General features: G+C 35.5%; 17 protein-coding genes. 11 read left to right on the top strand and 6 right to left on the bottom strand.

The features are described 5' to 3' along the window. Positions 1-702 precede the first annotated feature (702 nt). The 4 genes from CM19_RS04490 (at position 703) to CM19_RS04475 (ending at position 8,160) form a co-directional block, all read left to right on the top strand. Entirely contained in the window at positions 703-1,734 is a 1,032-nt protein-coding gene (locus CM19_RS04490) for an AAA family ATPase (protein WP_048099266.1), read from the top strand. 792 nt (positions 1,735-2,526) lie between these two features. Further along, a complete protein-coding gene (locus CM19_RS04485; protein WP_048099265.1) occupies positions 2,527-3,645 on the top strand; it encodes a peptidase U32 family protein in 1,119 nt (372 codons plus the stop codon). A 110-nt stretch (positions 3,646-3,755) separates the two neighbouring features. After that, on the top strand, positions 3,756-4,328 hold the full coding sequence (locus CM19_RS04480) for an MBL fold metallo-hydrolase (RefSeq protein ID WP_235185619.1): 573 nt from the start codon (positions 3,756-3,758) through the stop codon (positions 4,326-4,328). A 421-nt stretch (positions 4,329-4,749) separates the two neighbouring features. Next, a complete protein-coding gene (locus tag CM19_RS04475) occupies positions 4,750-8,160 on the top strand; it encodes an MMPL family transporter (RefSeq protein ID WP_048099263.1) in 3,411 nt (1,136 codons plus the stop codon). 986 nt (positions 8,161-9,146) lie between these two features. On the opposite strand, the gene CM19_RS04470 is transcribed toward CM19_RS04475, so the two are convergent. Beyond that, a complete protein-coding gene (locus CM19_RS04470; protein WP_048099262.1) occupies positions 9,147-9,872 on the bottom strand; it encodes a glycerophosphodiester phosphodiesterase in 726 nt (241 codons plus the stop codon). 801 nt (positions 9,873-10,673) lie between these two features. On the opposite strand from CM19_RS04470, the gene CM19_RS04465 reads away from it, so the two are divergent. From CM19_RS04465 to CM19_RS04450, 4 genes are all read left to right on the top strand, one after another. After that, complete coding sequence (locus tag CM19_RS04465) at positions 10,674-11,105, top strand: rubrerythrin family protein (RefSeq protein ID WP_048099261.1); 432 nt, start codon at positions 10,674-10,676, stop codon at positions 11,103-11,105. A gap of 9 nt (positions 11,106-11,114) precedes the next feature. Continuing rightward, a complete protein-coding gene (locus tag CM19_RS04460; RefSeq protein ID WP_048099260.1) occupies positions 11,115-12,311 on the top strand; it encodes a heterodisulfide reductase-related iron-sulfur binding cluster in 1,197 nt (398 codons plus the stop codon). Beyond that, positions 12,292-12,855, top strand: coding sequence for a DUF3501 family protein (locus tag CM19_RS04455; RefSeq protein ID WP_048099259.1), 564 nt, complete (start codon positions 12,292-12,294; stop codon positions 12,853-12,855). Before CM19_RS04460 ends, CM19_RS04455 begins: the two co-directional genes overlap by 20 nt. Positions 12,856-13,369: 514 nt before the next feature. Further along, positions 13,370-14,185 (top strand): DUF973 family protein, encoded by an 816-nt coding sequence (locus CM19_RS04450; protein ID WP_048099258.1) that lies wholly within the window; start codon positions 13,370-13,372, stop codon positions 14,183-14,185. Positions 14,186-15,407: 1,222 nt separating this feature from the next. Here CM19_RS04450 and CM19_RS04440 read toward each other — a convergent pair. Further along, entirely contained in the window at positions 15,408-16,157 is a 750-nt protein-coding gene (locus CM19_RS04440) for a CBS domain-containing protein (protein ID WP_048099267.1), read from the bottom strand. A 211-nt stretch (positions 16,158-16,368) separates the two neighbouring features. Between CM19_RS04440 and CM19_RS04435 the strand changes: the two genes are divergently transcribed. Both CM19_RS04435 and CM19_RS04430 read left to right on the top strand, forming a co-directional pair. Continuing rightward, positions 16,369-17,241: a heterodisulfide reductase-related iron-sulfur binding cluster gene (locus CM19_RS04435; RefSeq protein WP_048099256.1), complete on the top strand. Its 873-nt coding sequence runs from the start codon at positions 16,369-16,371 to the stop codon at positions 17,239-17,241. After that, a complete protein-coding gene (locus tag CM19_RS04430) occupies positions 17,238-18,377 on the top strand; it encodes an LUD domain-containing protein (RefSeq protein WP_048099255.1) in 1,140 nt (379 codons plus the stop codon). Before CM19_RS04435 ends, CM19_RS04430 begins: the two co-directional genes overlap by 4 nt. Before the next feature lie 8 nt (positions 18,378-18,385). Here the strand turns inward: CM19_RS04430 and CM19_RS04425 are convergent, their stop codons facing one another. From CM19_RS04425 to CM19_RS04410, 4 genes are all read right to left on the bottom strand, one after another. Beyond that, positions 18,386-20,200 (bottom strand): phosphoenolpyruvate carboxykinase (GTP), encoded by a 1,815-nt coding sequence (locus tag CM19_RS04425; RefSeq protein WP_048099254.1) that lies wholly within the window; start codon positions 20,198-20,200, stop codon positions 18,386-18,388. A gap of 42 nt (positions 20,201-20,242) precedes the next feature. Beyond that, positions 20,243-20,902: a class II glutamine amidotransferase gene (locus tag CM19_RS04420; RefSeq protein WP_160164865.1), complete on the bottom strand. Its 660-nt coding sequence runs from the start codon at positions 20,900-20,902 to the stop codon at positions 20,243-20,245. Between the two features lie 92 nt (positions 20,903-20,994). Further along, a complete protein-coding gene (locus CM19_RS04415) occupies positions 20,995-22,374 on the bottom strand; it encodes an MFS transporter (RefSeq protein WP_048099252.1) in 1,380 nt (459 codons plus the stop codon). Between the two features lie 261 nt (positions 22,375-22,635). Continuing rightward, positions 22,636-23,061 (bottom strand): hypothetical protein, encoded by a 426-nt coding sequence (locus CM19_RS04410; protein ID WP_235185618.1) that lies wholly within the window; start codon positions 23,059-23,061, stop codon positions 22,636-22,638. Between the two features lie 445 nt (positions 23,062-23,506). Here CM19_RS04410 and CM19_RS04405 point away from each other — a divergent pair. Next, positions 23,507-24,791 (top strand): APC family permease (locus CM19_RS04405; protein ID WP_048099250.1); only part of this gene is annotated, 1,285 nt, incomplete at its 3' end.

The raw sequence follows: 24,791 nt of genomic DNA, 5'->3' as shown, positions 1-24,791 counted from the left end.
GGTAGATTTTTCTCTCCTTCAGTTCAAAACACAATAGAGTATAGAAAGATTTAACTTTGTAGCATAAAGGGTGGGTCTAAACCAGCGCGTGATAAGACTTTAGATAAAAGTAGAAATCGAGAATAGAAATGATTTCTTTTTCATATAACTATAACGTGGATAGAACCTTGATGTATACATGCTGGATTAACTTCTGATCTACTTCCCCGCTTTCTCCTTTGACATCTTAACATCTTCCTCATCCACTAGAAATAACTACTATAAGCAAAGGCGTAAGATCTACGTTATATCCCTTAAACTCTTCACCTTTGTACCATGAATAAAACGTGAAATTTTAAGCGAAGTATTGAAAACATTAACGCTTTGAACAAATTTAATAAGAGTTGATTGCTCGTCTGTTTCCTAAGTTAGACTTAGCTGTGTTAACCCTTTTGTCTGTCCTTTTTCATATCTCTTCATAGAAGTAGACTGATATCCACTCTAGGGGTCATGCATCTTACGCGCTAACACTAGCTAGGTCTATCTTTTAACCTTTGTTCATTAGCGCAAGAATGACCTACAACGTTATGGTGAGTAACATATCCTTACTGTTATGGATATCTTTTACTCTCATCAAGATAAATGCTGTATGGAAAAACTCTTCCTATTTACTACTTAAAGATTTATAACTTTCGGGGTAAAATATAACTTTCGGGGCGAAAGTTGTTATTTTCAGATCGACCTAAAAAAAGTAGAAAAGATCTCTATGACAGAGAAAAAGAACTCCAGGAGATCATCGACGCAATAGAAAAGGACTCTCCTTTAATCTTACTATTAGGGATTAGGAGGATAGGAAAGACCTCTGTGCTAAATGTAGCAATAAAGGAAAGTGGTATATCATCAATTATTTTAGATTTAAGATCTTTGAGAAAAAATTATTCGAGAGGAGAACTTTATTCTTTACTAGCAAGATCGTTACCAAGGGATCAGAAAGTACTGGAACTTCTTAAAGGTTTAAGGGGTATAAAAATTCTGGGTAATGAAGTAGAAATTAGTTGGAAGGGAAGAGATTCGTTAAGTATTGCTGAACTCTTCGATAGACTAAACTTAAGGAGAATAGTTATTGCCATGGACGAGGCTCAGAACTTGAGAGGTCCGCTCTCTGAGGAAGTAAAAAATGCCATAGCCCATGCCTATGACTATGATGATAAAATCACATTTATACTCACGGGTTCAGAAGTTGGAACGCTTCTAGACTTTTTAAGGATAGACGATCCCTCTTCTCCACTTTATGGTAGACATGCTGTAGAAGTTAATCTTCAGAGGTTTGATGAGGCTAACTCAAAGGAGTTTCTTAGGAAGGGCTTTGAAGAGCTTGGAGCTAAAGTTAGCGAAAGGGAAATACACAAGGCATATGAACTATTCGATGGAATAGTTGGTTGGCTATCGTTATTTGGCTTAGATTATTCTAGGAAGAGAGACTTTGATGAAATCAAGGAGATGGCAATTAATATATCTTTAGCTGAATTGAAGAGTTTAGAAGGATTATCTCATAGATACTTGATAGTACTTAAATGCATAGCAGACGGTGAAAATACATGGAGCAAAGTAGAAAGATGTCTAATGCAGAAAGAGAAGGGGAGCATATCCACAAGAACACTAAGTAGTATTCTAAGAAACTTAGAAAAGATGAGTATAATAAAGGATTACGCTTTTCTAGATCCTGTATACAAGGAAGCATCAAAAAGATTATGATCAAATCATCTTGTTGGTTAGTAATTGATGAAAGGCCCTAGTTAAAAGTTTCAACTAGACCATAATTTTATGCCTTGTTTTTCCCATAGACGTTTACATATCAAAAAAGTATATTGATTCCCAATTGTAATTAAGGTAGATCTGAATGACGAAATATAAAAGAACGAAAGACTAATGAACTGTGGGTTTTCTCCCACATCCTCTCAATGGAGGGCTACTAATGGATCTTGATGGCGAGTTTTAACTAGAACGTGATAAAGCCCAAGGGTTATAGGGCAATAAATATCCTTAAAGCTAAACCCTAAAACTCACAATATCTCAAGCAAATAGTTGTATCCTTATCTCCTTACCCAAGTCTTATTTTCCAAGTCCTATTTTAATAAAGGCCATAGATTCGAGAAGACTTCTTCCTTTTCCTAAAAGTCCCTAATAGTTATGAAAAAGCATATCGATAGGATTATCTCAAGAATCTAATTAAGAGAAGTGGTAGGCGTAGTCAATATATTAGGAAACGAAAAGAGGCGTAGTCATTGTTAAAGGAGTAATGAATGGGGAATTCGGATACGTCCTCCTTATAAATTTGCGACAAAAATCTAGGAGCGTCTCGAAGATTGGAAACAATCTATACTAGGATCTCTACTCAAAACGTGGAAAAGACTAAGATTTGATAAACATCATAAAAGTTCACGACTCTAAACATCTTCTGTGAAGGTTATAGTGAAACCCCGTTAAATATAACAAGGCTAATGTATTCTTGTCAATTATTAAAACATATTAACTCCACTTTCTCTCATGAGACTTGTAGTTGGGACAAACTTCGATGATTCCCTTATAGATAAGATAAAGGGTTATCCAGTAAAGTACCTTTTTGGAAGTGAAACAGTAACTCTAACAGGTCACGGAAGGGCATCATTTGTTTTGCCTAAAGTTGATAGAGAGAGGTTAAAAACACATGCTTCTATAGCTAGGGAACAAGGTATAAAGTTCCTATATACAATGAATACTGCACTTCTTGATGGAAGGGAATACGTAGAGAAGTTTCACAAACAGTTAAAGGAAGAAGTTGATACACTTTCAGAAATAGTTGATGGCTTTATCGTAGCTTTACCCTTTCTCGCAGAATATATAAAAAGGGAATATCCATCAATGGAAGTCTCAATTTCCTCTTATGCTAGGGTCTACAATATTAGGGAATTTCAAGAATACGTTAACCTAGGAGCAGACACAGTAATTCTTCATGAAGATGACAACAGGAACTTCAAACTTCTAGAATCTCTTTCTAAAAACTATATAGGGAGAGTCGATATAGAAGTAATCGCTACTAATTCTTGTCTTTGGGGATGCCCGTATAGGAGAACTCATGACATTGTTTCATCCGAGAGTTCTTCAGGAAAGATGAAAGCGTGGTTTGAATATCCGATTATGTTCTGTGCTACTGACGTAGTTAATGACTACGCAAACATAATAAGGATGAGGTGGATAAGACCAGAGGATACTGAGTTTTATGAAAAGATTGGAATTGATCGCTTTAAGATTGCTGGGAGAAATAAAAGAACTGAGTGGATAGTTAGGGATGTAAAGGCTTATTCTGAAAGGAAATATGAGGGTAACCTTTTGGATCTAGTGAGCTATCCACAAGGAAGAGCTGTTCCAAAAGTTATGGAAAAAATAGGAGGTCCGAAGGATTACGACGTTTTAACTAGGATTTTTGTGGATAACTCTAAGTTTCCTCAAAGTTGGCTAGAGTTCTTTAGACATAATGACTGTGAAACTAGGTCATGTGAGGAGTGTCAGTACTGTGATCTAATAGCCAAGAAGGTAATGTCTATTGACGGAAAATCTTTCCACTCTCCAGAGAAAAAGATTAGACCTCCAATAGATTTGATACCAAAGTTTTCAGGTGAGGAATAATTCTAGTCCCTGGAACTAGGATTAGGATAGCCGAGATTATCGAGAGAGGTTTTTTTGGAAGAAACTTAAATCATAATGTGGTTCTCACTGATGGACCTAGCGGTGGATTAATGATAGTTGATACAAGCTTACCAGGATATTTAGACTATATAGAATCCTATCTCAAGGCTTGGGGCTACTCCTTAGAGGACATTTCTGATATAGTAATCACTCATTCACATGAGGATCACGCTGGAAACGCTGAAGAGATTAGAAGAATATCTAAGGCAAAGGTTTACGCTCATCAAGATGAGGTTTTTGGAAAGCAGAACTATAGAATATCTTACGAGCAAGTTAGAAAAGAGATAGATGTAGATAAACGAGATTTTGAGGATACGATGAGAAGGATAAGTTCTTTGGAATATGAAATACCTAAGATTGACGTCAAATTAAAGGGAGGAGAAAGGATCGGAAAATTTGAAGTCCTTCACGTGCCAGGACATACAAGGGGACATATAGCCTTATTTGATGGAGAGATCCTTATAGTCGGGGACGCAGTAAGAAATGTTGATAAGATAAGTCCTCCATTAGATTTCTTCTGCTGGGATTATGAGAAAGCAGTTGAATCTTACAAAAGGCTAATCTCTCTTCCATACAGGTTACTGATTCCATTTCATGGGGAAATTTTTAGTAGAACGCTTTAAGAATCCCTTCAAAGGGAACCAATATTTTTAACCATAACGAGGCGTTAAAGTTAGATAAGACAAGTTTAAGCTTGCCAGGATAAAGATCCTTCAATAGAAACGAGGAAAAAAGCAAACCTTGAAACCCATGATAAGCAGGAAAGTACGTAACCACTTCTTAAAATGGAAGAAAAGCTATAACGAATGGTAGTGAAGATAGGTGTAGGAGGTTACATCTTAATGGTTCATGATGGAAGCAGAACGTGGTGAAGTCCAAGGCTTTATGGACATGACAATAACTATACAATAACTGTCCGTAAAGATCAAACCTAAATATCCTATGAATATATGTTCAACTCACGCTAAACTTGTACCAGAAACCATGAGATCTAATGTGCCATTTCTGGGAAATGCTTAAATTTAGATATATCTATCGGAGACCATGAATGATAGTTTCGCTAGATTTATACAAAAGCGTTGGTATTTAGTAGTTATAGTTTGGATAGTAATGATCCTTCTTTCCATTCCTTTCATTTCGCTTTTCTTTAGTTCTGTCTCATATCAGATAGCTATTTCAATTCCAGGTAGTACTGCAGCCAGAGCTGAAAATATAGTATCAAACTATTTCAACTTGTCAGGTACATCTGAGTCAGGGGCAGTAGTGGTAATTCAAGGAAATGTAAGTAAGGATGCAGTATTTCTATCAAAATTGACTTCCTTTAACAACTTGTCCGTTCTCAGTTACTATACTTTGGAGAGGTCAATTATTTCCTCTTATATTAGTAGTGCTTATCCAGCATACGTGAACCTGACAAAAATAATGGATAATATTTCAGTTCAGGAAATAAAACTTTTAAGTAATCTAACGGCTGAACAGAAAAAACTCAACTCTACAATAGAAAAGACTCAGAATCTTTCTCTTTCAGTAAAAAAAGTGGAAAAGAGTTTTATAGATGTCAAAGAAAATATAACAAATACTACACAAAAGCTTGAACTCTTGAAGGGTTACATGGATGAGAATATTTCATCTTTTTCGAGAATTAAAACAAGTGAAGAAAACGTTAACTCTTCGGCTCATGAACTCTCATTATTTTTAAATTACTATCCTTTTCTTTTTTTGGATTATTGGGAAAGCGTGTATAACTCTACTCATAACGTAACTTTGGCTAACCAATATGCGTATGAGAAAGTAGTAAGCCTAATTAACTCCACAAAAGAATTAAATTACTTTAACCTGTTTTATCATGAGTGGAACTCCTCTACAGTAGTAAACCCACTTAAGAGGGCTCAAGGTTCCATCTTATCGTCTATTAGTGTGATGGAAGAAGAAGGAGTATTTAACTCGACTCAGTCCAACTTTATCAGTTCTCTAGAGGAATACGTTAACCTCACAAACTTTCGAGAAGTTTTTCCATATTATCTTTTTGCCATAAATTATCTTAATGTAACATATCGCCTTCCCCTAACAATTCTAGCCCCGCTTTTTAACACAACTCCACTTTCATTTACGTTAGAGATCTACTCTCAGAAGACCGGAATATCAGAGCCAATACTTTATTACTTGATGCAGACTGGAAATGCTTTTAACGCATCTTACGAAATAGTCTACGATAAAGCACCACAGAATTATAAGCCCTTTATACATGAAGTCTTTCTTAACATAAATGAAACTCCATATGCCTTTTCGACTTCTTATGTTTATCAGATCACAAATGAATCCATTCCCCTAAACCTGATAAGAGAAGTAGGTAACCTAACACAAGGTCAGGTGGTTCAGTATATTATAAACCAGACTTCTGCAGAGGAAAAACTACCTACATGGTTCTTTAGTTCTCTTCTTCAAGGAGAGGAGAGAAACTTAACTGCTTACTTAATCTCCCAGAAACTCACATTCCTCTCCTCTATTCTTTCTAAGTCAAACATGACATCTAAGGAGTTGGCTGAACTTTTGTTCAATACTTCTCCAAGCTATATTTCTTCTATTTTACTATCAAATTACGTTAATGTATCCCCTATTCTTCAATTAAACAGGGGAGAGCTAAGGGAAGTCCTTGTTAACAACATGACCAATATCTCAGCTATCATTTCTAAGGGATACTTTTTCGTAGAACCGATAAGTAACATAAGTAACGCCCTTTATTTAAGAGAATATTACTTGGTCTTACTTAAGGGAAATGTAACCTACTCCCAGGCTGAAAATTTCGCCAATTACCTTTCATCTAAGCTTCATTCCAAGGTTATACTAACTGGTAGTGAACCTGTTTCCCACTCCCTTAAGGGACTGGCTACCTCAGCTTTTTCGATAGCTATTCCAGTTGGAATAATATTAGCTATTTTACTCACAGGAATATACTTCCGTTCATTCGTAGCCGCGTTTGTTCCTTTAGGAATTTACTTTTCAGCCTTCACTATTGCTTCAGTTCTCATATGGGGAGTTGTAATAAAAATTCTAGGAATAACTGTGGATTTTCTAACTCCAAGTCAAGTTCTCTTATTGGCTTTAGGATTGGGAACAGATTACGTCGTCTTTATCTCAGGTAGGTATATAGAGGAGAGGAGAAAGGGGAAAGGAAAGGACGATGCATCTAGAGAGGCAATAAAGTGGGGAGGAAAAGCCGTTACCATAACCGCTCTGGTTGTCATGCTTTCTTTCTTTTTCCTTTATGTATATAATATTCCGTTCTTCTCTGATACTGCAATTGCAGAGATGTTAGCAGTAGTTGTTGTCTGGTTCTCAGCTATTACATTCTTCTCTGCAATACTTTCGAGAGTAGGAGACAAGCTCTTCTTCCCTTATAAGATAAAGCAAAATCCACCTAAAGAGAGGAAGATAAATTATCCTGGATTAAAGGCCGGTATAATTTTGACAGCAGTTGTCATTTTTGCAGCTGTCGCAATGACTACACAACTTAGCTTTAATGTACTCGGCCTTCTCCCTCAGAATGAGGCAACAGAAGGAGTTAATTTGCTAAGTAGCCAATTTACAACTGCTAACGTTTTTCCAATATGTGTTGTTATACCTGTACATGGGTTTAACTATTCGACCTATCAGCATCTAGTTACTATATATAAAGAAATTCAAGGGATAAACGGAGTGACATCGGTGCAGAGTTCCGTTTCTCCCTATGGAGGTTTAATATCATTTAATAATTTATCTCAATATAATTATACACAATATCTATCTCATGGATATGCCCTATTCATCGTTAATCAAAAGTATTCGCCGTTTTCTTCTCAGGCTTTCTCAATCGTACAGAAAATAGAAAGTCTAAACGTAGGTTATGTAGGAGGAGGACCAGTTGATGCCTATAATATATTACACTTTGTGGAGACAAACTTTGCTGAGATAGTTTTACTTATCTCTGTTACAATGTACATAATTCTCTTCGTAATGACTAGATCTTTCTCTATATCAGGAGTTATAATACTAACAATTATGTCAGCAGTAGCAATAACATTAGGCGTAGAAAAGCTAATTTTCTCAGTTCTTGGATATCAGATATTTGCTATAATTCCCTTGTTCCTAGTTGCAATAATAATAGGGATTGGAATGGATTACAACATTTTCCTTGTTGCTAGAATCCATGAAGAAATGGAAAAGGGGGCTCCGATGGACAAAGCTGCATCAATTACTGTAGGTTCAATAGGAAGAACAATAGTCTTTCTTGGTCTGATATTTGCTGGGACTATGGGTTCCTTAACCCTCGTTAACGCTGCTATTCTACAGGAAATAGGCTTTGCTTTAGCAATGGCTGCAGTACTTGAGACCTCTTTGCTTTGGTACTTCCTAGCGCCTTCTCTCCTTATTTTAATTTACAGGAAGTTCAAGATAAAACCTAAGATGATAATATGATTTTTAAGATTTTTCCATCATTAGTTTGTAGATTAATTCGATCATGAGTTTGAATTAAAAGGATAACAATGAGCCATTGAGGAGAGAAGAAACATGCCAGTTTGGGATATTGAAAGAGGTTTCTTAGGCTTTACGCGAACTATTGTAATGTGATAAGCGTTTCAACTACCCCTTTATTTCTACGAGTTAGATTTTTGTTGCTCTTACTATAAGTAACTAATATTATCAATATTTATATTATTACATTTAATTTAAATAAATATTTTTATCTAAAATTATGTATTAAAAATATTTACATTTTACCATTTTTTACTAGGCTACTTAATTATCTCACTGTATAGTTAAATTTTTTCGTGATTGATCATGGTAATAACTAAAGCATCTGATCTAGCATAGTCTAAGAGAAATGATATAGCCTAAGGGACAAAATTTTCTATAGCATGAGTTTACTAGTGTACTAGTATACTAACTGGTGTATGGCAATAGAGACTAGAAAAAGAATAAAAAGTTAGTGATAATTTTTTCTCAGACAAGATAAAATCTAATTATAAATTTGCCTATTTAATTTAAATAGTTTTTACTCAATAGTACTAGTCACTTATCTAGAAAAAAAATAAATATAATCTCGAAATAATTGGCAAGAAAATAAATTCATAGTTCTATTCTTTGAGACTAGATAGATGTGGAAAATTATCTATTATTTAAATAGTATAATTTAGAATAAATATTTTTTATATACTAAATGTGAAAGATATAAGCCATATTTTAAGGCTTTATATAAGGCTTTGCCCATTTTGCTATTTTATAGTGGAGGCTGTTTTAGCTGGAACGGGTTCCGTGTGACTTTCATCTATATACTTCAAAAAATAAGTGAAAAGACTTTGCAACTTCTTTTGTAACAAGAATATCTAGATGGTGAAAAAGATAAAAATCTAAAAGTTACTAATAAAAGATACTTGTTGAATATAAGAATACGGAGATGACTTTTAAGTCCACGATGTAAACCTTTCTCCTGATCTAAACTTGCTTAACTTATCAGGATAGTCTGAAGTTATTTCGTCAACTCCAATATCTATCATTTTGCTGATAATTCGTTCGTCGTTAACAATTCCAGCAGAAACCATTATTCCTTCTTTATGTATTCCCTCCAGGTTCCCTACTACCCTATAATTAACATGAATCCAAGTAATTCCCAAATTTTTCAAGATTTTTAGATACCATTCGGGCCTTCCTATTACAGCTAAACCCGTTATTGCCTTGTTTTCTAATCTCAAAATCTTATGTATAGCAGTAATATCAAACGATATAAATTTCACTTGTTCTAACATTTTCCTATCCTTTACAGTTTTAAGAACTCTTTCTTCAATGTTGGGATAAAATCTAGATCCATGCTTTATCTCAATTTCTATTAAGCTATTTCCAAATTTATCCAGAACTTCCTCTAAAAATGGAACCTTAATACCTTTCCAACCAAACTTTATCCCAGCGTCAAGACTCCTGACTTCCTCTGCTGTCATAAACTTAATTAATCCTCTTCCATCAGTGGTAAGGTTTACTGATCCGCTATGCATAACAACTATTTTCGCATCTTTAGTCTGTTGGACGTCTAATTCAAATCCGTCAATTCCTTCCCTTATCGCCATTTCGAAAGATGGCAAGGTGTTTTCAGGAGCGTTAGCTAATCCTCTGTGAGCAATGAGATATGGTCTCATCAAATTATAAATAACCACAGGAAGTTAAACCTTTGTTTAATTCTTGAGATCAAACTGGCGGTGTAAGCTCAATATGAGTGTTACAAAGTGAAATATCTTATTATTTATGAAGAATTAAAGCCTATTCCACTTAATTCTTATCTGAACTGAAAGGGACCATTATCATTCAAAATTATGTGAAGATTGAGAACTTACCTAATGATGTCTCACCTTACATAATTGAGAGGATTAATGGCAAGAAGTAGAGGAACAGAATTTATCAAGCAGGATTTATAACTTTTTTGCTTGAGGTCGTAAAACTGTTTCTGATTCTAGGGTAGCTAAAGGTTTTCAGATGTGTTTTAGGAAATTTTTATGATGAATCACACATCAATGCCGTGCACTGCACAAAGGTGTAGGGTGATACTCGCAGGGATCCGTGCAGTTTATCCCGATTCCTTGATCCAACATTGGAGTTAGCTATGCTATCAAGAAAGGTGTGGGTGAGAAGAAAGTTCCTAGAGGAGTAAAATACGCTAAATAACATAAAGCCCTCTAGGGGCAAAAGGTAGTGTCTATAGAGGCTTGAAAACGAATATCTTTGATACATACAAAAATATCATATATGATCTATAATAGGTAGATAGATTATCTTATTTTAGCCCTCATCTATAAAGTCATCTTTACTCAAAAACCCTCAAAAAGATAACTGCTCTTGAAATCAAACTATAGTTACTATTCTTTGATATTGTATCCTAAATAATATGAAAACTTAATTAGGAAAACTTTTTATATTCCCTTTTAGAAGATATTATAGAGAACATGAAAAGTCTTAAAGGAACAAAAACGGAGAAAAACTTCTTCGATGGATTTCACGGAGAATCAATGGCTAATAGGAGGTATCTATACTTTGCTAGGAAGGCTGACGAGGAAGGATATCCAGAACTTGCAACTTTACTAAGAAATATAGCAGAGGGAGAGACAGCTCACGGATTTGGACATCTTGACTTCTTAAGACAAGGCGGTTCGGTAGATCCAGCTACTGGTAAGCCAATCGGAACTTTAGAGGAGATGTTAGAATCAGCTATTGCTGGAGAGACATATGAATGGACACAAATGTATCCTGGTTTTGCAAAGGTTGCTAGGGAGGAAGGTTTCGATGAAGCTGCTGAATGGTTCGAGACTTTAGCTAGAGCCGAAAAGAGCCACGCGGAAAAGTTTACCAATGCATTAAAACAGCTAAAAGGACAATAAGGGAGAAAAATGTATACCTTAAATAAAGATAATCCCAATTTTTTTAATGAGGAAAAATTAAAGTCTGAATTTATTAGACAGTCATCCGTTTGTCACGGTTGTAGAAGGTGTTTTAATTATTGTCCAGCATTTCCTAAACTATTTCAGAAGACAGATAAAGTAGGTCCTCAAAATCTCACTTTGGACGATCTCTTTGACGTTTCTTCCGACTGTTTTCATTGTAATATGTGCTTCGTAAATTGTCCATACACTCCTCCTCACGAGTTCAATATGGACTTCCCACATCTAATGGATTGGGCTTGGCTGTACTATAAGACAAAGAATGGATTGACTCTAAAGGATATACTGTTTGAAAGTTTAGATGCGGGAAGACTTGTCAGACCATTAGCTAAGAGTTTTCTAAAAGGAGGCAAAAAACTGATGGGAATAGATCCTGAAGCTCCAGAACTAGAAATTGCAGATAAGGGAATAAGTAAGCCTAAAAAAGTTGAGAAACCGATAGCTAAAGTAGTCCTTTTCCCAACTTGTTTAGTTGAGGAATTTTTCCCCGGAATTGGGAACGACTTATTAGACGTTTACACAGATCTTGGGATAGAGGTAGTTTTAGATAATAGGTTTGTATGTTGCGGAGCACCTATGTTAGATGTAGGAGATGCAGAGAGATTGAAAAAGAACGCCACAAGGAACGAAAACATAATAGAAGAATACACAAAGAAAGGATTTGACGTAGTTTCTCCAATTCCCACCTGTACGTTGATGCTTTTCAAGGAATACAAGAACGTTCTAGATAAAGACACAATAAAGGTTTATGATGCGATGGAATATCTCCTTAAGTTAAAAAAGGAAGGCAAGCTCAGTTATCAGGGAGAATTTCCAAAAACAGTATTTTATCATACTCCTTGTCATTTAAAGTATTTAGGAGTAGGAATGCCTGGAATACAGTTGATGAGATCAGTTAAGGCGAAAGTTTCAGTTTCAGAACAAGGCTGTTCTGGCATTGATGGAGGATGGGGTTTAAGAAATTATCAAAAGGCAAAAGTAGTTGGAAGGAAGATGATGGAAGCTTTCTCCTCAAGTAATGCTGATATATTTGCTACTGAATGTCCACTAGCTGGACTTCAAATAAAAAAGGCAAGTGGGAGGAATCCATTACACCCAATAACGGTGTTAAAGGAGGCGATAAAAAGTGGCAAAAATAACTCCTGAAGAAATCATTCCTTGGAAGGAATACGAAAAGATGAGATTCGAGATGATAAAGAGATCTGCTGAAATAAAGAAGGAAAGAAGAATAGAGCTAGGAAATAAGATGTCACTACTCTTCGAAAACAAAGATACAGTAAAGCAACAAGTTCAAGAGATGGTTTACTTAGACAAGTTAAGCACAAGAGAAGAGATAGAGAGAGAAATCAATATTTACTCTTCATGGATCCCGTGCGGAGGAAAGGCTAAGGCCACTCTTTATATATATGCAGAAAACTATGAGGAACTGAGTGAAATATTTAAAACATTAAAGGGAATATATAACTCAATTTTCCTCAAAGTAGGGGATAAACTAATTCAAGGGGATCCAGAGGCTGGTAGAGATCAGGGAGATCAGTTTGTTACTATACAAATGCTTACTTTCGATCTTCAAGGAGAAAAATCGAATAACCTAGAGGTTCATGTAATACATGAGAACTATAGATTTAAAACCGCATTGCCCGAAACTTTAGCAAAAAAGGTCATTGAAGAGGCATACGAGCTATGTTAAAGTTTCTAAAGGGGAAAATAAATATAGCACGGTAAAAATTTTTAAACTAGTAAAATCTAATTAAATAATAGATAAAATTGGTAATTAATTGAAAGTAAGAGGAATTTATATTTCGGATTATGGTATCTAGATTACTACAATTTATCTTAATGGGAGTTAAGGGAGGAGAAATCAAAGTAAGTTTAAGATTGACAGTCACCTAAAGAAATTACATAAACCATTCTACATATTTTCAGATTGTTTAGGTTTATACACGATCTTATTTTATTTTGTGATATTTCTTTTAAGGATACAGACGAGCTTAATTCAAATCAAATGATGCCTTCCATATGTTTAATTACGTAAAGTATATTATATAAAAACCTTGTTCTATTTAAATATTAATATATACACACTCAACTACTACATTGGAGTATTAATACAGATCCATATATGTTACTTAAACTATTTTTAAGAGCTTTGATATAGGATAAAATTTATTAGTTATTTTCTACATATATTTTTCGAGTAAAATATGATGGATGACAGACAAGCCATTCAAAAATTAAGGACAGGAACATTAATATTTATAATAGAAGGTTTGCTAGAATTTGTATTCATATTTCTAGTTTTTGGATCTGCCTTGTCAGGTGCTTTGGTTGCGGGTCCAATAGGAGCTCTTTCTGGATTTGTACTAGGAGGTATAGGCGGAGCTATAGCATTAATAATTCTTTCAATTATACTCGCAGTAATAATGATATTTTATATGTACGCTGGCTTCGACGGCTTAAATAATGGTTTAGGTAAAGCGGCAGTAATCCTTTTAATTATTGGTATAATTTTAGAAATCGTCGTTGTGGGAGCTTTCATAGCGTTAATAGGTTATATATTGCTCGGAATAGCTTTTTTCCTAGTAGGTTCAAAATATAACAGTGGGCTAGTTGAGGCTGGAGGAATAATAGGGATCTTCATCCCTTTTATAGGAGCTATACTGACTTATCTAGGTTTAGGAAGCATACTTGATAAGATGTCAAGTGGTGGATATTATGGACAAGGACCAGTACAATATCAACCAGTACAAGCTTATCAAGTCGGAACTGGAACAGCAAAAGGAAATACTGCTAGCTTTAATATTTATTCTAGCTCTTCAATCCCAATTAATTCTGTTATAATTGAGGGAACTAGTATTTACGCTTCACAAGTTCAACCAAACTTCTTAGCTCAAGGTGTGAATAACATAAATGTTATATTTCCTCAACAACTTGCATACCCTTCCGGAAGTACTATAAGATTAATGGTATACCTAGCTAACGGTTCAGTAATTTATGTGAATGTGATTATTTCAACTTAATTTTTTTGATAAGAAGGAATGATGATTTTTCTAGATTTATTAAAATTGGCTAGATCCAATATCTAAATTTAAGATTTTTGACGGAATATCGAAGTTTTTTATCTATCTGAGGGTTAAAGGCGCGGAAGACTGTAAGGATGATCAATAGCTTACTTCCGAAAAATACGAAGTCTATTTCACATAATAATGCGAAGTCCACGGTAGCTTTCCGATTTAGATTCTACGCTAATGAACAAACGTTAAGAGTTAAAAGTATCAAGTTAGCGTTTTATTCGCACAACCCGCTAACATCATCAATCTAGTTTATAAAGTGAGGAAAAAGGTTAAAGTCATACAGAGTCAAGATAAACACCCCTAGTAATGTAGAAATTCCCTATTTATCCTTACCTTGAATTTTTAGGTGGAAGAAGTTGGTGTTGAACTTTTTTTTTGTCTTTGTAATTTCTACCCGATCTGTGGGTATATATGAAGGAGTAGCATTTTTCTTCCCTCTTTCACATTGGGAACTAACTTCCCTTGAAAATCTCTTTGCTTCACAAATATATACAATATTTTGAACTATATATGAATTAAAGTTATTTGTACTCTTTATTCTGATCTTATTTAGGTAAAATGTGTTATTATTAGGTAAATAAGAGTGGTAAAATATACGCGATCCTCGTTGTCGAGAGATATGGTTCCCCCACATCGAGAAAGACAAACGAAGTTATCAGTATAAACTTCACGTATACAGACTTAACAGCATCAAATAAATTACTTGGAAAAACGTAGGAGTTATGAAAGACTAGAGATACTCAGAAAGAACCAACAATATCTCTCTAAAAAGGCGAAGGATCTAAAATTTTGAGACGACAAGGGTGAAGATCGCAAGACTTTATGAAATGATTGTAAATTCCCTTCGTAACTTGAACTTCAAGTAGAAATGAGGAAAACTACAACTTCCTAGTTAGCAAGGACATACAAGCGAAGGAAGTAGTATTACGTTCGATTATGCTTCTTCGCTTACTCGACGTCAGTTTCTATGAAACTAGGAAGATCTTCAGATGGAGATAAAAATATGTGAGAACTCAGACTAGTAGAAGACCAACCATATACTTAAAGGACTTGTCCTCTTTGCAGTTATCTGACCTCCTCCTCGCCTCAAAGGTGAGGCTTTCGGTTGTAAGCTGGCTGTTCAATTTTTGATATCTCTATTTCATCTCTAAGGAAAAGCATAGTATCGCTACTGTAACATGCTTTCAGTTAGATATGCATATAGTAAATCTCTCTCTGTAAGAATACCTACAATACCTTTCTCTTCAACTACAAGGGAACCTATCCTCTTCTTTGTCATGATTTCCGCTGCTTTGTTAATCTTGCAATTCCTAGTTACGGTTATAGGATTTCTTGTAACTATTTTCTCCACTTCTGTTATTCCTCTAGCAAGACCCTTAATTATATCGGCTGCAGTTATTAATCCTACAACTTTTTCTTCGTCCTTTACAAGCAACCTTCTAATCTTTGAAATATACATTATTCTAGCAGCCTCCCTCAAGTCTAACCCTATATCTATACCAAGAGGATTTAGAGTCATGACAGAATCTACCATAGACAAGCTCTTTACTTTGGCCAGAATTTTGACAACATCTCTTTCTGTAAACATTCCTACTATTTTATCACCTTCCATTACTGGCAATCCTCCAATTCCCTCATAAATCATTTTCCTTACTGCAACCCTTACTTCATCCTTTGGATTGGCCGAAACTATCTCACCACCATAGATATCCTTAGCCCTTAATGAAAATGCATCATTTCCATATTCTGAGAATGCTGCTAAAATATCTCTAGAAGTTATGATTCCTTCAGGTTTTTCCTCTGAGAACACCAAAACTCTTCCACAAGGGGTATTAGCTAGACTAATGACAACTTCTCTTAAATTGGATTCTGACTTCACCGCTGTTATAATAGTATTCATTACATCTTCGACTTTCATAAGTATAATTCTGTCATTATAATTTAAAAACCTTCCTTGCGTGTTCAAGTTATTGTATAGTCTAGAACTTACTTTCAATATAAATGATCATATTAGATCTTTTGTCATTCATTTTTATTATTAAATAGAATTATTTTAATATATCCTAGCCTCATCAGAGATCAAACTGTTTAGGATCGAACCTTATAATTGGCTTGGTTAACATAAAACTATGAATAACATAAAATTTCTCGGTAAGATGATTGTTGAGAACTTGAAGACACAAGGAATGCCCTTTCCTACTGATCCTAGAGTGTGTACTGGTTGGGCGAAAGATCTGCCCAGAAAGTCTGATACCATAATCTTCACTTCTTGTATGTATCAAATTGAGCCTATAGTTCCTACTTTAAGTAAGTTTCTTCCTAGTGCTGAGAAGTTAAAATCCCTTATGCCTCTGTCAAGGCTATTAAAGCCTACTCAACAGCAGATCCAAAGATCTTATAGGATACTCAATAACATAGTGCTTTCCCTTAAACAGTCTGGAATAAATGTAGGTTATCTTTATGAGGAAGAACCGTATAGCGGTGCTCTTTTGCTAGAGCTAGGTCTACTTGATGAATTTTCTGATTGGGCTAAGCATGTAGCATCATTATTTAGGGAGAAGGGTATAAGGAAGGTAATTACTGTAGACCCTCATACTCATAACGCGTTAACTAGATATGGAGAATTTACTCAATTCGAAGTTGAAGTTATAAGTTACCTTGAACTTGTTACTCCAAAAAAAGTTGAAGGAGAATATGTTGTGCATGACTCATGCTTATACTCAAGGTTCTTAGGGCTTAGAGAGAAATATAGAAGTCTGATAGAGAGATCTGGAATAAAGACGATAGAGGATCCTATGATTACTGGAAAGGACACTTCGGCTTGTTGTGGTGGTCCATTAGCTCCAGTAGATCGGGAGGTAAGTGAAAAAATTGCATCAAATAGGACCAGGGACTTAGAAAAATTAGGAAACAAACTATTGGTTCTTTGCCCAATATGTTACGTGACTCTTTCCCCTCACTTTAGTGGCGAAGTCCTAGATCTAGCAGAGGTGATACTATGAGTTGGGATCAAGCTGTTGAAAGAGCAATGAAAAATAGCATTCCAAGAGTTTATTCAATATTGGAAGAACATCCATATCTGTCTGATTTAGCTAAAAGATTACGAGATAAAAAGAAAGAAGTAATTAATAACCTTGAAGAATATGTTGAAAAAACTCTCGAGTCGGTAAAGAAAAATGGGGGAACAGGATACTTAGCCTCTACACCAGAGGAAGTTAGGGAGATAGTCTATAAAATAGTCGGAAGCGGTAAAAGAGTTATCCTAGGAAAATCTATGGTTGCCTATGAGTGTGGAGTAAGAAAGTTCCTACAAGAGAAGGGAAATGAGGTTTGGGAGACTGATTTAGGAGAGTTTTTAATACAATTAAGAGACGATCCACCTTCTCATATAATCGCTCCAGCTATCCACTTAACGAAGGAGCAGGTTGGGGATCTTCTCGAAGGCAAGCTAGGAGGAGTTGATAAGAACTCTACCCATGAAGAATTAGTCTCTAAAGTAAGGGATTTTCTTAGGGAGAAGTTTGTTACTGCTAACATAGGTATAACTGGAGCTAACGCCGTTGCCGCAGATACTGGTTCAATAGTTCTCGTAGAGAATGAGGGAAACATAAGGTTTACTACAGTTTCTCCTAGTATACATATAGCTATAACGGGCGTTGACAAGATTCTGCCTACTCTTGAATATGCCTTGATTGAGGCAATGGTACAAGCCGCATATGGCAGTTTATATCCGCCAACTTATATCAATGTAACATCAGGACCCAGTTCTACAGGGGATATAGAAAACAAAAGAGTTAGGCCTGCACATGGACCTAAGGAGTTTCATCTAATTCTTGTTGATAATGGCAGATTTAAAGCGAGTAAGGAGCCTATTCTAAGAGACACCCTCCTCTGTATAAGGTGCGGGAGATGTCATTTCCATTGTCCAATCTACAGAGCTTTAGGTTCAAAATGGGGAGACCCCCCATATTCTGGACCAATGGGTGCCATGTGGTCGTATGTACTAAATGGAGATGGAAAGCCTGCGCTCCTTTGCGCTCATTCAGGAGGTTGTAAGGAAGTATGTCCAATGGGGATAAACATACCTAAAGTCTTGGAATATATTAAGTGGAAAAGTCTAAAAAACGGTAATAGATAATTAAAAAATTAGAGGTTAAAAGGAGATACTACGTCTCCATATTTCTTTATGTATTTGTTAATCCTTTCTATTTGTTCATCTAAGGCTTTATTAACCTCATCCGGCATTCCATCAACTTTTGAATATATACCCCTTATTCTCTCAAACTTCTCCTTATATTTGGTTAGTCTTATGGAAAACTGAGTCTCGTAATCTTTCTTTGTGTATTCCTTTCCTAGGACTTCTACAAAGATCTCTCTCAAATCACTATATACTGGAATAAGACCTACTGGAGTTTCTATTGCATCACTTTTTTCTTCTATTCTTTTTGTTATCCAGCTTAGCCACACCTTCTTATCATCCTTACTGTTTAGGAAAACCCCTTTCTCGTTTTTGAGGAAATAGTTTGCTCCGAAAATCTTTGGAGGGTTCTTTAAGGATTTTCCGAACGCTAAATAATTTTCCAAGTATTTTCCTATATGAATCGACATAAAGTCTATTATGGCCATTGGATTAAACTCCATCTCATCCGTTTTTCCAACTACTGCTGAAGTCCTAGCAGATTCCATTGAAGCGCCCATAGTTATTACTCCATGTTCCCAATTAAACGCTTCAGCTATTGGAACTAGAGTCGTAAAGTCCTTAACTCCAAATATTATCCCTTCTACTACAACTCCCTTAGGATTATCGTAATTTAAGTCGACGTTTTTGAAGGAGGTAATAGGGGCTGTAAATCTTGCATTAGGATGACTAGGAGGTATTATATTTCCATTCTTATCAGTTTTTCCCTTCCACCAATTTCCTGCAAAATTTATTCCTTTATCTGGCTCTTTCTCTCCATTTCCTTGCCAATATACTGTTCCATCATCCTTCATTAGTACGTTAGAGAAGATCACTTCTCCAGGGCTATTAAGAACGTCCCAGATTATTGGATCGTCAGTTTGGTTTACTCCGTGTATTATTCCAAAGACCCCTATTTCAGGATTCCAAGATCTCATCTCTCCGTTTATGTTTAAAATTATTGCAAGATCATCGCTTATGAGCTTCCCTATCATTGATGTACTTGTCTTTCCTGATCCTGAGGGAAAAGACGCTGTAATATAATGATCTCTATCTTTTCCGCTCAATCCAATTATTGCCATATGTTCTGAGAGCCATCCCTCTTTTATTGCTCTATTTAACGTTAGCCTTAAGGCAAGTTTTTTTAGTCCTATACTATTGCCAGCGTAGGTCGTATTAACGCTATAAACTATCTCGTTTTCAATGTCGACTACTATTCTTCTCTTTTTTATGTCGAGCTCGCCCTTAGAGTGGACGAATTTAAAAAACGGAATATTACCTTTAAAGTCGGAAAAGCTCATTCTATACAGAATATTTTCGCTGTGAATTACGTAAGGTGAATCGCTAATCTGAACTGCTAAAAATCTTCTAGGAGATCCACTTGGTCCAAGGGAATAGAACCCAACAAACATTTCCCTTCCATTCATTGATCCACGAAGTAATGATAGCACTTCCTCTAATCCTTCCTCCTTAGGTTTTGTATTTACGAACGGTATCTTTTCTCCTAAGATAAAGGTGTCGTCTCTAGCTCTTGCCTGATCCTGTGGAGGGTCGAAGTGAATTGTATGGCCTTCTACCTTTAACGGGATCTCCTCTCCCGTATCAATAGCTTTCCTTTTAACGTATTCGGCATCATCTTTGTTCTCAACTATATAGACCGTCTCAGGTTCACATATGGAGACCATTTCATCCAAGAAGGAAAGAAGGGAATCGTTATTTAGCCTTAAAAGGCTATCGAGTTTTGCTGAAGATATCTTTTTGTAGATTGCGGAAGAAAACTTCATAATAATTATTTTGTAGAATACCTATTATATATTATCATTAAGTTATAGTTGTTCAAGTTTTCCAAAGTCTACCTTTTGTTTCTCATTAAAGCGTTGCGTAAGAGTGGAGGAGACAACTGCGTTACCTTTACTTAGCTTTACCTCAAACATATCATAGTACTCAGATCTTTCCTTATTCAAATAGTAATTTTCGTAAAATACTTCTGCATTTCCATTACTTTTATCTATTCTTAAAATAAGAATATTTAAGGCTGATAGCGTCATTCTTTCCAATTCGGGCAAGGCCTTTTCTAGTCCCTTTCTTGTTATATATTGAAGGGCCATTTCACTATCTGTAGTTTTTCCTGAAAAATTTAGTTCTTTCATTAAAGATTCTTCAGATATATGTCCATTATGTGCAAAAAAGTAGAGATATCGCTGATCTGAACCGAAGAAAGGATGAGAAAAAATTGAGGATACTGTTGTCTTGTCTGAAGCTTGTCTGGCATGAAAGATAGCCAGAAACTCTCCTGTGATTGTTGGGATTGAGATAGAATCTGAAAAAATTGGTTTTTCTGTTTTATATGTGTAAATTGTTTGCCTATTATATATTACATATCCCCAACCATCACCGTGAACAGGATTTATGCCAAAGTTTTTAGCTATATTATCATTTTTTGCTGATTCACTTAGCGCTAAATAGAGGGATTGAAGATCTTCCATCGATTCCCCTTTATAAGCAAACATTCTACACATAATTCCAGGATAAAAGAAAAGATAAAAAAGTGATCTGTGACAAAAGAAAAAAAAAATCATCATCTTTGTTCCAATACACTTACTTCCTTTGAAGATTCTTCCAATGGTTTATCTTTTGTTTCAGGTATAAATAATAAGGTAATTATTGCAGCTATAAACGCTATAACAGATAGAAACGTGATAGCAAATGACTCTCCATATATTGCAAACAGTGCTGGAAATACAAAAGACGTTAATGTAGCGCCTGTTCTTCCTGACGCAACAGTTAAGGACTGTACAGTTCCTCTAACTTTTGTTGGAGCTAATTCTACTCCAAGCATGCCGGCCGCGCTTATAGAACCAGGCCCTGACTGACTTGCTACATGTTGTAACGCGTATAGCACAAAAGCGATGGAAGCTGAAAATGCAGCTCCACTTAGATCCTTGTATAGCGCAAAGGACGCCAGAGATAAACCCATCCCTATAAATCCGATTATCTGGAGAGGTCTTCTCCCTATTCTGTCAATAAATGTTAGAGCTATCATTCCACCTGGAACAACAAATAAAGCCTCGATCAATAATTGGAATATACCTGGATTAATTCCTAAACCTTTTGCGATCAATGATGGCCCAAAGAGGATGCTAGAGTATGCAACAATATCAAAAAGGAACCATAAGACGCATGCAGCTAAGAACGTTTTCCAGAACGTCTTAAAATAAGTAGATGATGACATAACATCTTTTAGATTGCTTGAAACTTTTATCTCATTTCCAGTGATTTCCTTTACCACTTCCTTGAACTTTTCAGCATCACCCTTTATTCTAGCTAAATATCTCGAAGTCTCAGGGATTTTCCTCCTTAAATATATTACAGAAACTGCAGGTATTGCCCCAGCTGCTAATACAATTCTCCATATTATATCTGCGGGTATACCAAGACTAGATAATGCCAAGTAAATAATTGCTGCTGTAGTAGCACCAAAGCCCCAAAATAAACCAAAACCTAGCGCAATGATCTTTCCTCTATCCTTAGCATTTGAGTGCTCCGCCATTATCAATGGAGAGAGAACGTAATCAGCTCCAATCCCAAGACCTAAAATAAATCTAGTTAATACTAACTCAAATGGAGTAGAGACAAATGCTTGAGCTACCGCTCCGATAGTCATCAAAGCTACGTCAATTCCATAAAAAGTCTTTCTACCCCTGTTTGAAAGCTGACCAAAGATTACTGCTCCTACAGCTGCTCCAGCTAGAGCCATTCCTGATATTAATGATATCCAAAGACTGTAGTCAGAAGAACCTTTAGTTATTCCAAAGCTGCCTAATACGAGTAGAAGAACTATACCTACTGAGGATAGATCATATCCATCAGTAAAAACTCCCAGTCCGGTAGTTATCATTGACTTTAAGTGAAACCAACTTAGTTTTTTTGCATCTAACGGTTCAAATATACCCTTCATATTTGTCTAAAGGATGATATTTGAATGGAAATATAAGAATTCTGTATGTAAAATATATAGGGCTATGTATATTATTTTTATTTTTTTTCACTATATACTTCTATAATGGATAAAGGTTCTATATAGGGATTTTAAATAATATGTAAAAAAGGATATATTGGCCAATAATAACTGCTGTAATTCTTAGCGCTATACAAGGTAAAGTAAATGGGATTTGGGCTTTATGGACATGGCAATAAATGTTCTGTAAAACTCAAACCCCTAATTTTTTGAGTTCTTGATAAGGGAATAGTAAATTAAGTAACCTAATATACCATAAAACACATGGGATAAAACGTAAGTGATATCCAAGCTAATGGGAAAAACAAGAAGATGAATTGGCAAACTAAATAGGGCTAATACAGATGAACCAATCATTATACCTAATATTAATGCTGAAATAGCGCTTCCAACTTCAATTTTCACTATATTCAAAATAGTTATAATTATGGCGAAGATTACTATCGATGCTATCAAATGAAGTATGATCCCCAGAATTATGGAATTTATACCTAGAATATGATAAGAAATATAGGAAAATATTTTTACGTTTCCTATGTAGAAGAAGATGTCGAATAAACCTGCAAGGAAACCTGCAAGAATTGATGAAAATAAACTATTCATGAGCTTGTAATAATTTGATCTCATTTTTAAACTTTGATTCGAAGAAATAAATGCTAGATAAATAAATCCATGTAAGTCAAACCCTACTTTATTCTCTATCTTAAAAGGATTTGAGTTTTACGAACTTTCTATCATATCCATAAACCCTTGCACTTCACCATGTTCTGGGTCAACATTCATCATCACGATCCATTTGCGGGATAATCCTACCTACACTACCGAGGGAGGATGTGAGGAAACTTACACAACTTTAGTTCCTCTTACCCTTTCACAGTCCATTCTTTAGTATATTCACTCACATTTGGGACAAGTTAATATTGTGTTTTTAAAATATAGGCATTTTGAAAGAGAAAAAATCATGAAATACATAAAAACGTCACGATTTAAGTGAAACTACTTTCAAGGGCTTGCTACTTACAAACACCAAAGTAGATTAGTCTTTTATTTTACATCTTTTATCTTATCGTAAATGTCAAAAAGGATTAGCGTTGCTAACGCTACCTCTGTTAGTTTAGGAGCAATAATAGGTTCTGGAATATTTGTATTAAGCGGAACTGTAATATCTCTAGCAGGTTCCTTATCTCTTGCTGCTTTCGCTTTTATTGGATTTGTTTCGCTAATTTTAGCCTTTGAGTTAGGCGAATTAACATCCCTTTACCCTAACCTTAAAGGTTCCTCATATTCGTTCGCCTATGAAGCATTCGGAAGCCATATAGGTTTTGTAAGTGGGCTTTTACTTTACTTTAGCTATGCATCTAGTATAGCTGCAATAGCCTTAGGCTTTGGTTCCTACCTTTCTTCAATAATCGGTTTAGATTATCCTAGGATATTTGCGATCCTTTTGATAATCGTGCTAACTATTCTGAACTTGTTAGGGGTTCAGAAGGCGGCAAAAGCTGACTTTTTCCTAGTAATTGTAAAAGTTTTAATACTTTTAATTTTTATAGTTTTTTCTCTTATTCTAGTAAAGATACCGCTGTCACACTTCACTATACCAAAGAACGCGGGATATGGTTTCTTCGAATCAATGCAAGGAATAATTTTCGCTTACTCTGGATTTCAAAGCGTTTCAACAATAGCATCAGATGTTAAAGGGGGAGGAAATGGAGCTGCAAAAGCCATAGTGTATTCAGTGGTTATAAGTATTGTACTTTATGTGCTAGTTGCTATATCCTTGATGGCTTTAGCGCCAGCTAGCGCCTTTAAAATCAATGCAGATCCCCTGTCTTTCGCCTTATCATATTCCCACGCTCCTCAGGTACTGCTTTTGGTAGTAGACATCGGTGCTCTAATGGCAACAACTTCCGCAACCTTAGCTATGATATTGACTTCCTCTAGAATGCTTTATCAATTGGGTTCTGATGGTTTACTACCTAGGCTAGTAACGAACTATAACGAATCTAAGGATGTAGCAACTTCAGGAGTAATAATCTCATCAATAATTGGCTTTGTTACTCTTTTTGCTGGTAATGTCTACGTTATAGCCGCAATAAGTAACTTTGGTCTCCTCTTTTCCTATCTTGTCACATCCCTTGCGGTAATTCACTTTAGAAGAAAAGGATCAAACGCTACATTTAAAACCCCTGGTTATCCTTATTTGCCTGTAATTTCAATAGTAGCTCTTCTAGTAGTCTTTATAGGAATGCCTAAGGAGGCTTTGCTCATAGGTTCAGTAACTACCGTGTTGTTACTCGTCATATATTCTGTAATAAGAGAAGGAAAAAGAGAAAAACCAGAAAAAGCCAGTACTTTTT

The sequence above is a fragment of the Candidatus Acidianus copahuensis genome, assembly GCF_000632495.1.
Classification (GTDB): Archaea; Thermoproteota; Thermoprotei_A; order Sulfolobales; family Sulfolobaceae; genus Acidianus; species Acidianus copahuensis.
The sequence above is the reverse complement of the archived record's forward strand: the minus strand, read 5'-3'. Positions and strand labels throughout refer to the sequence as shown.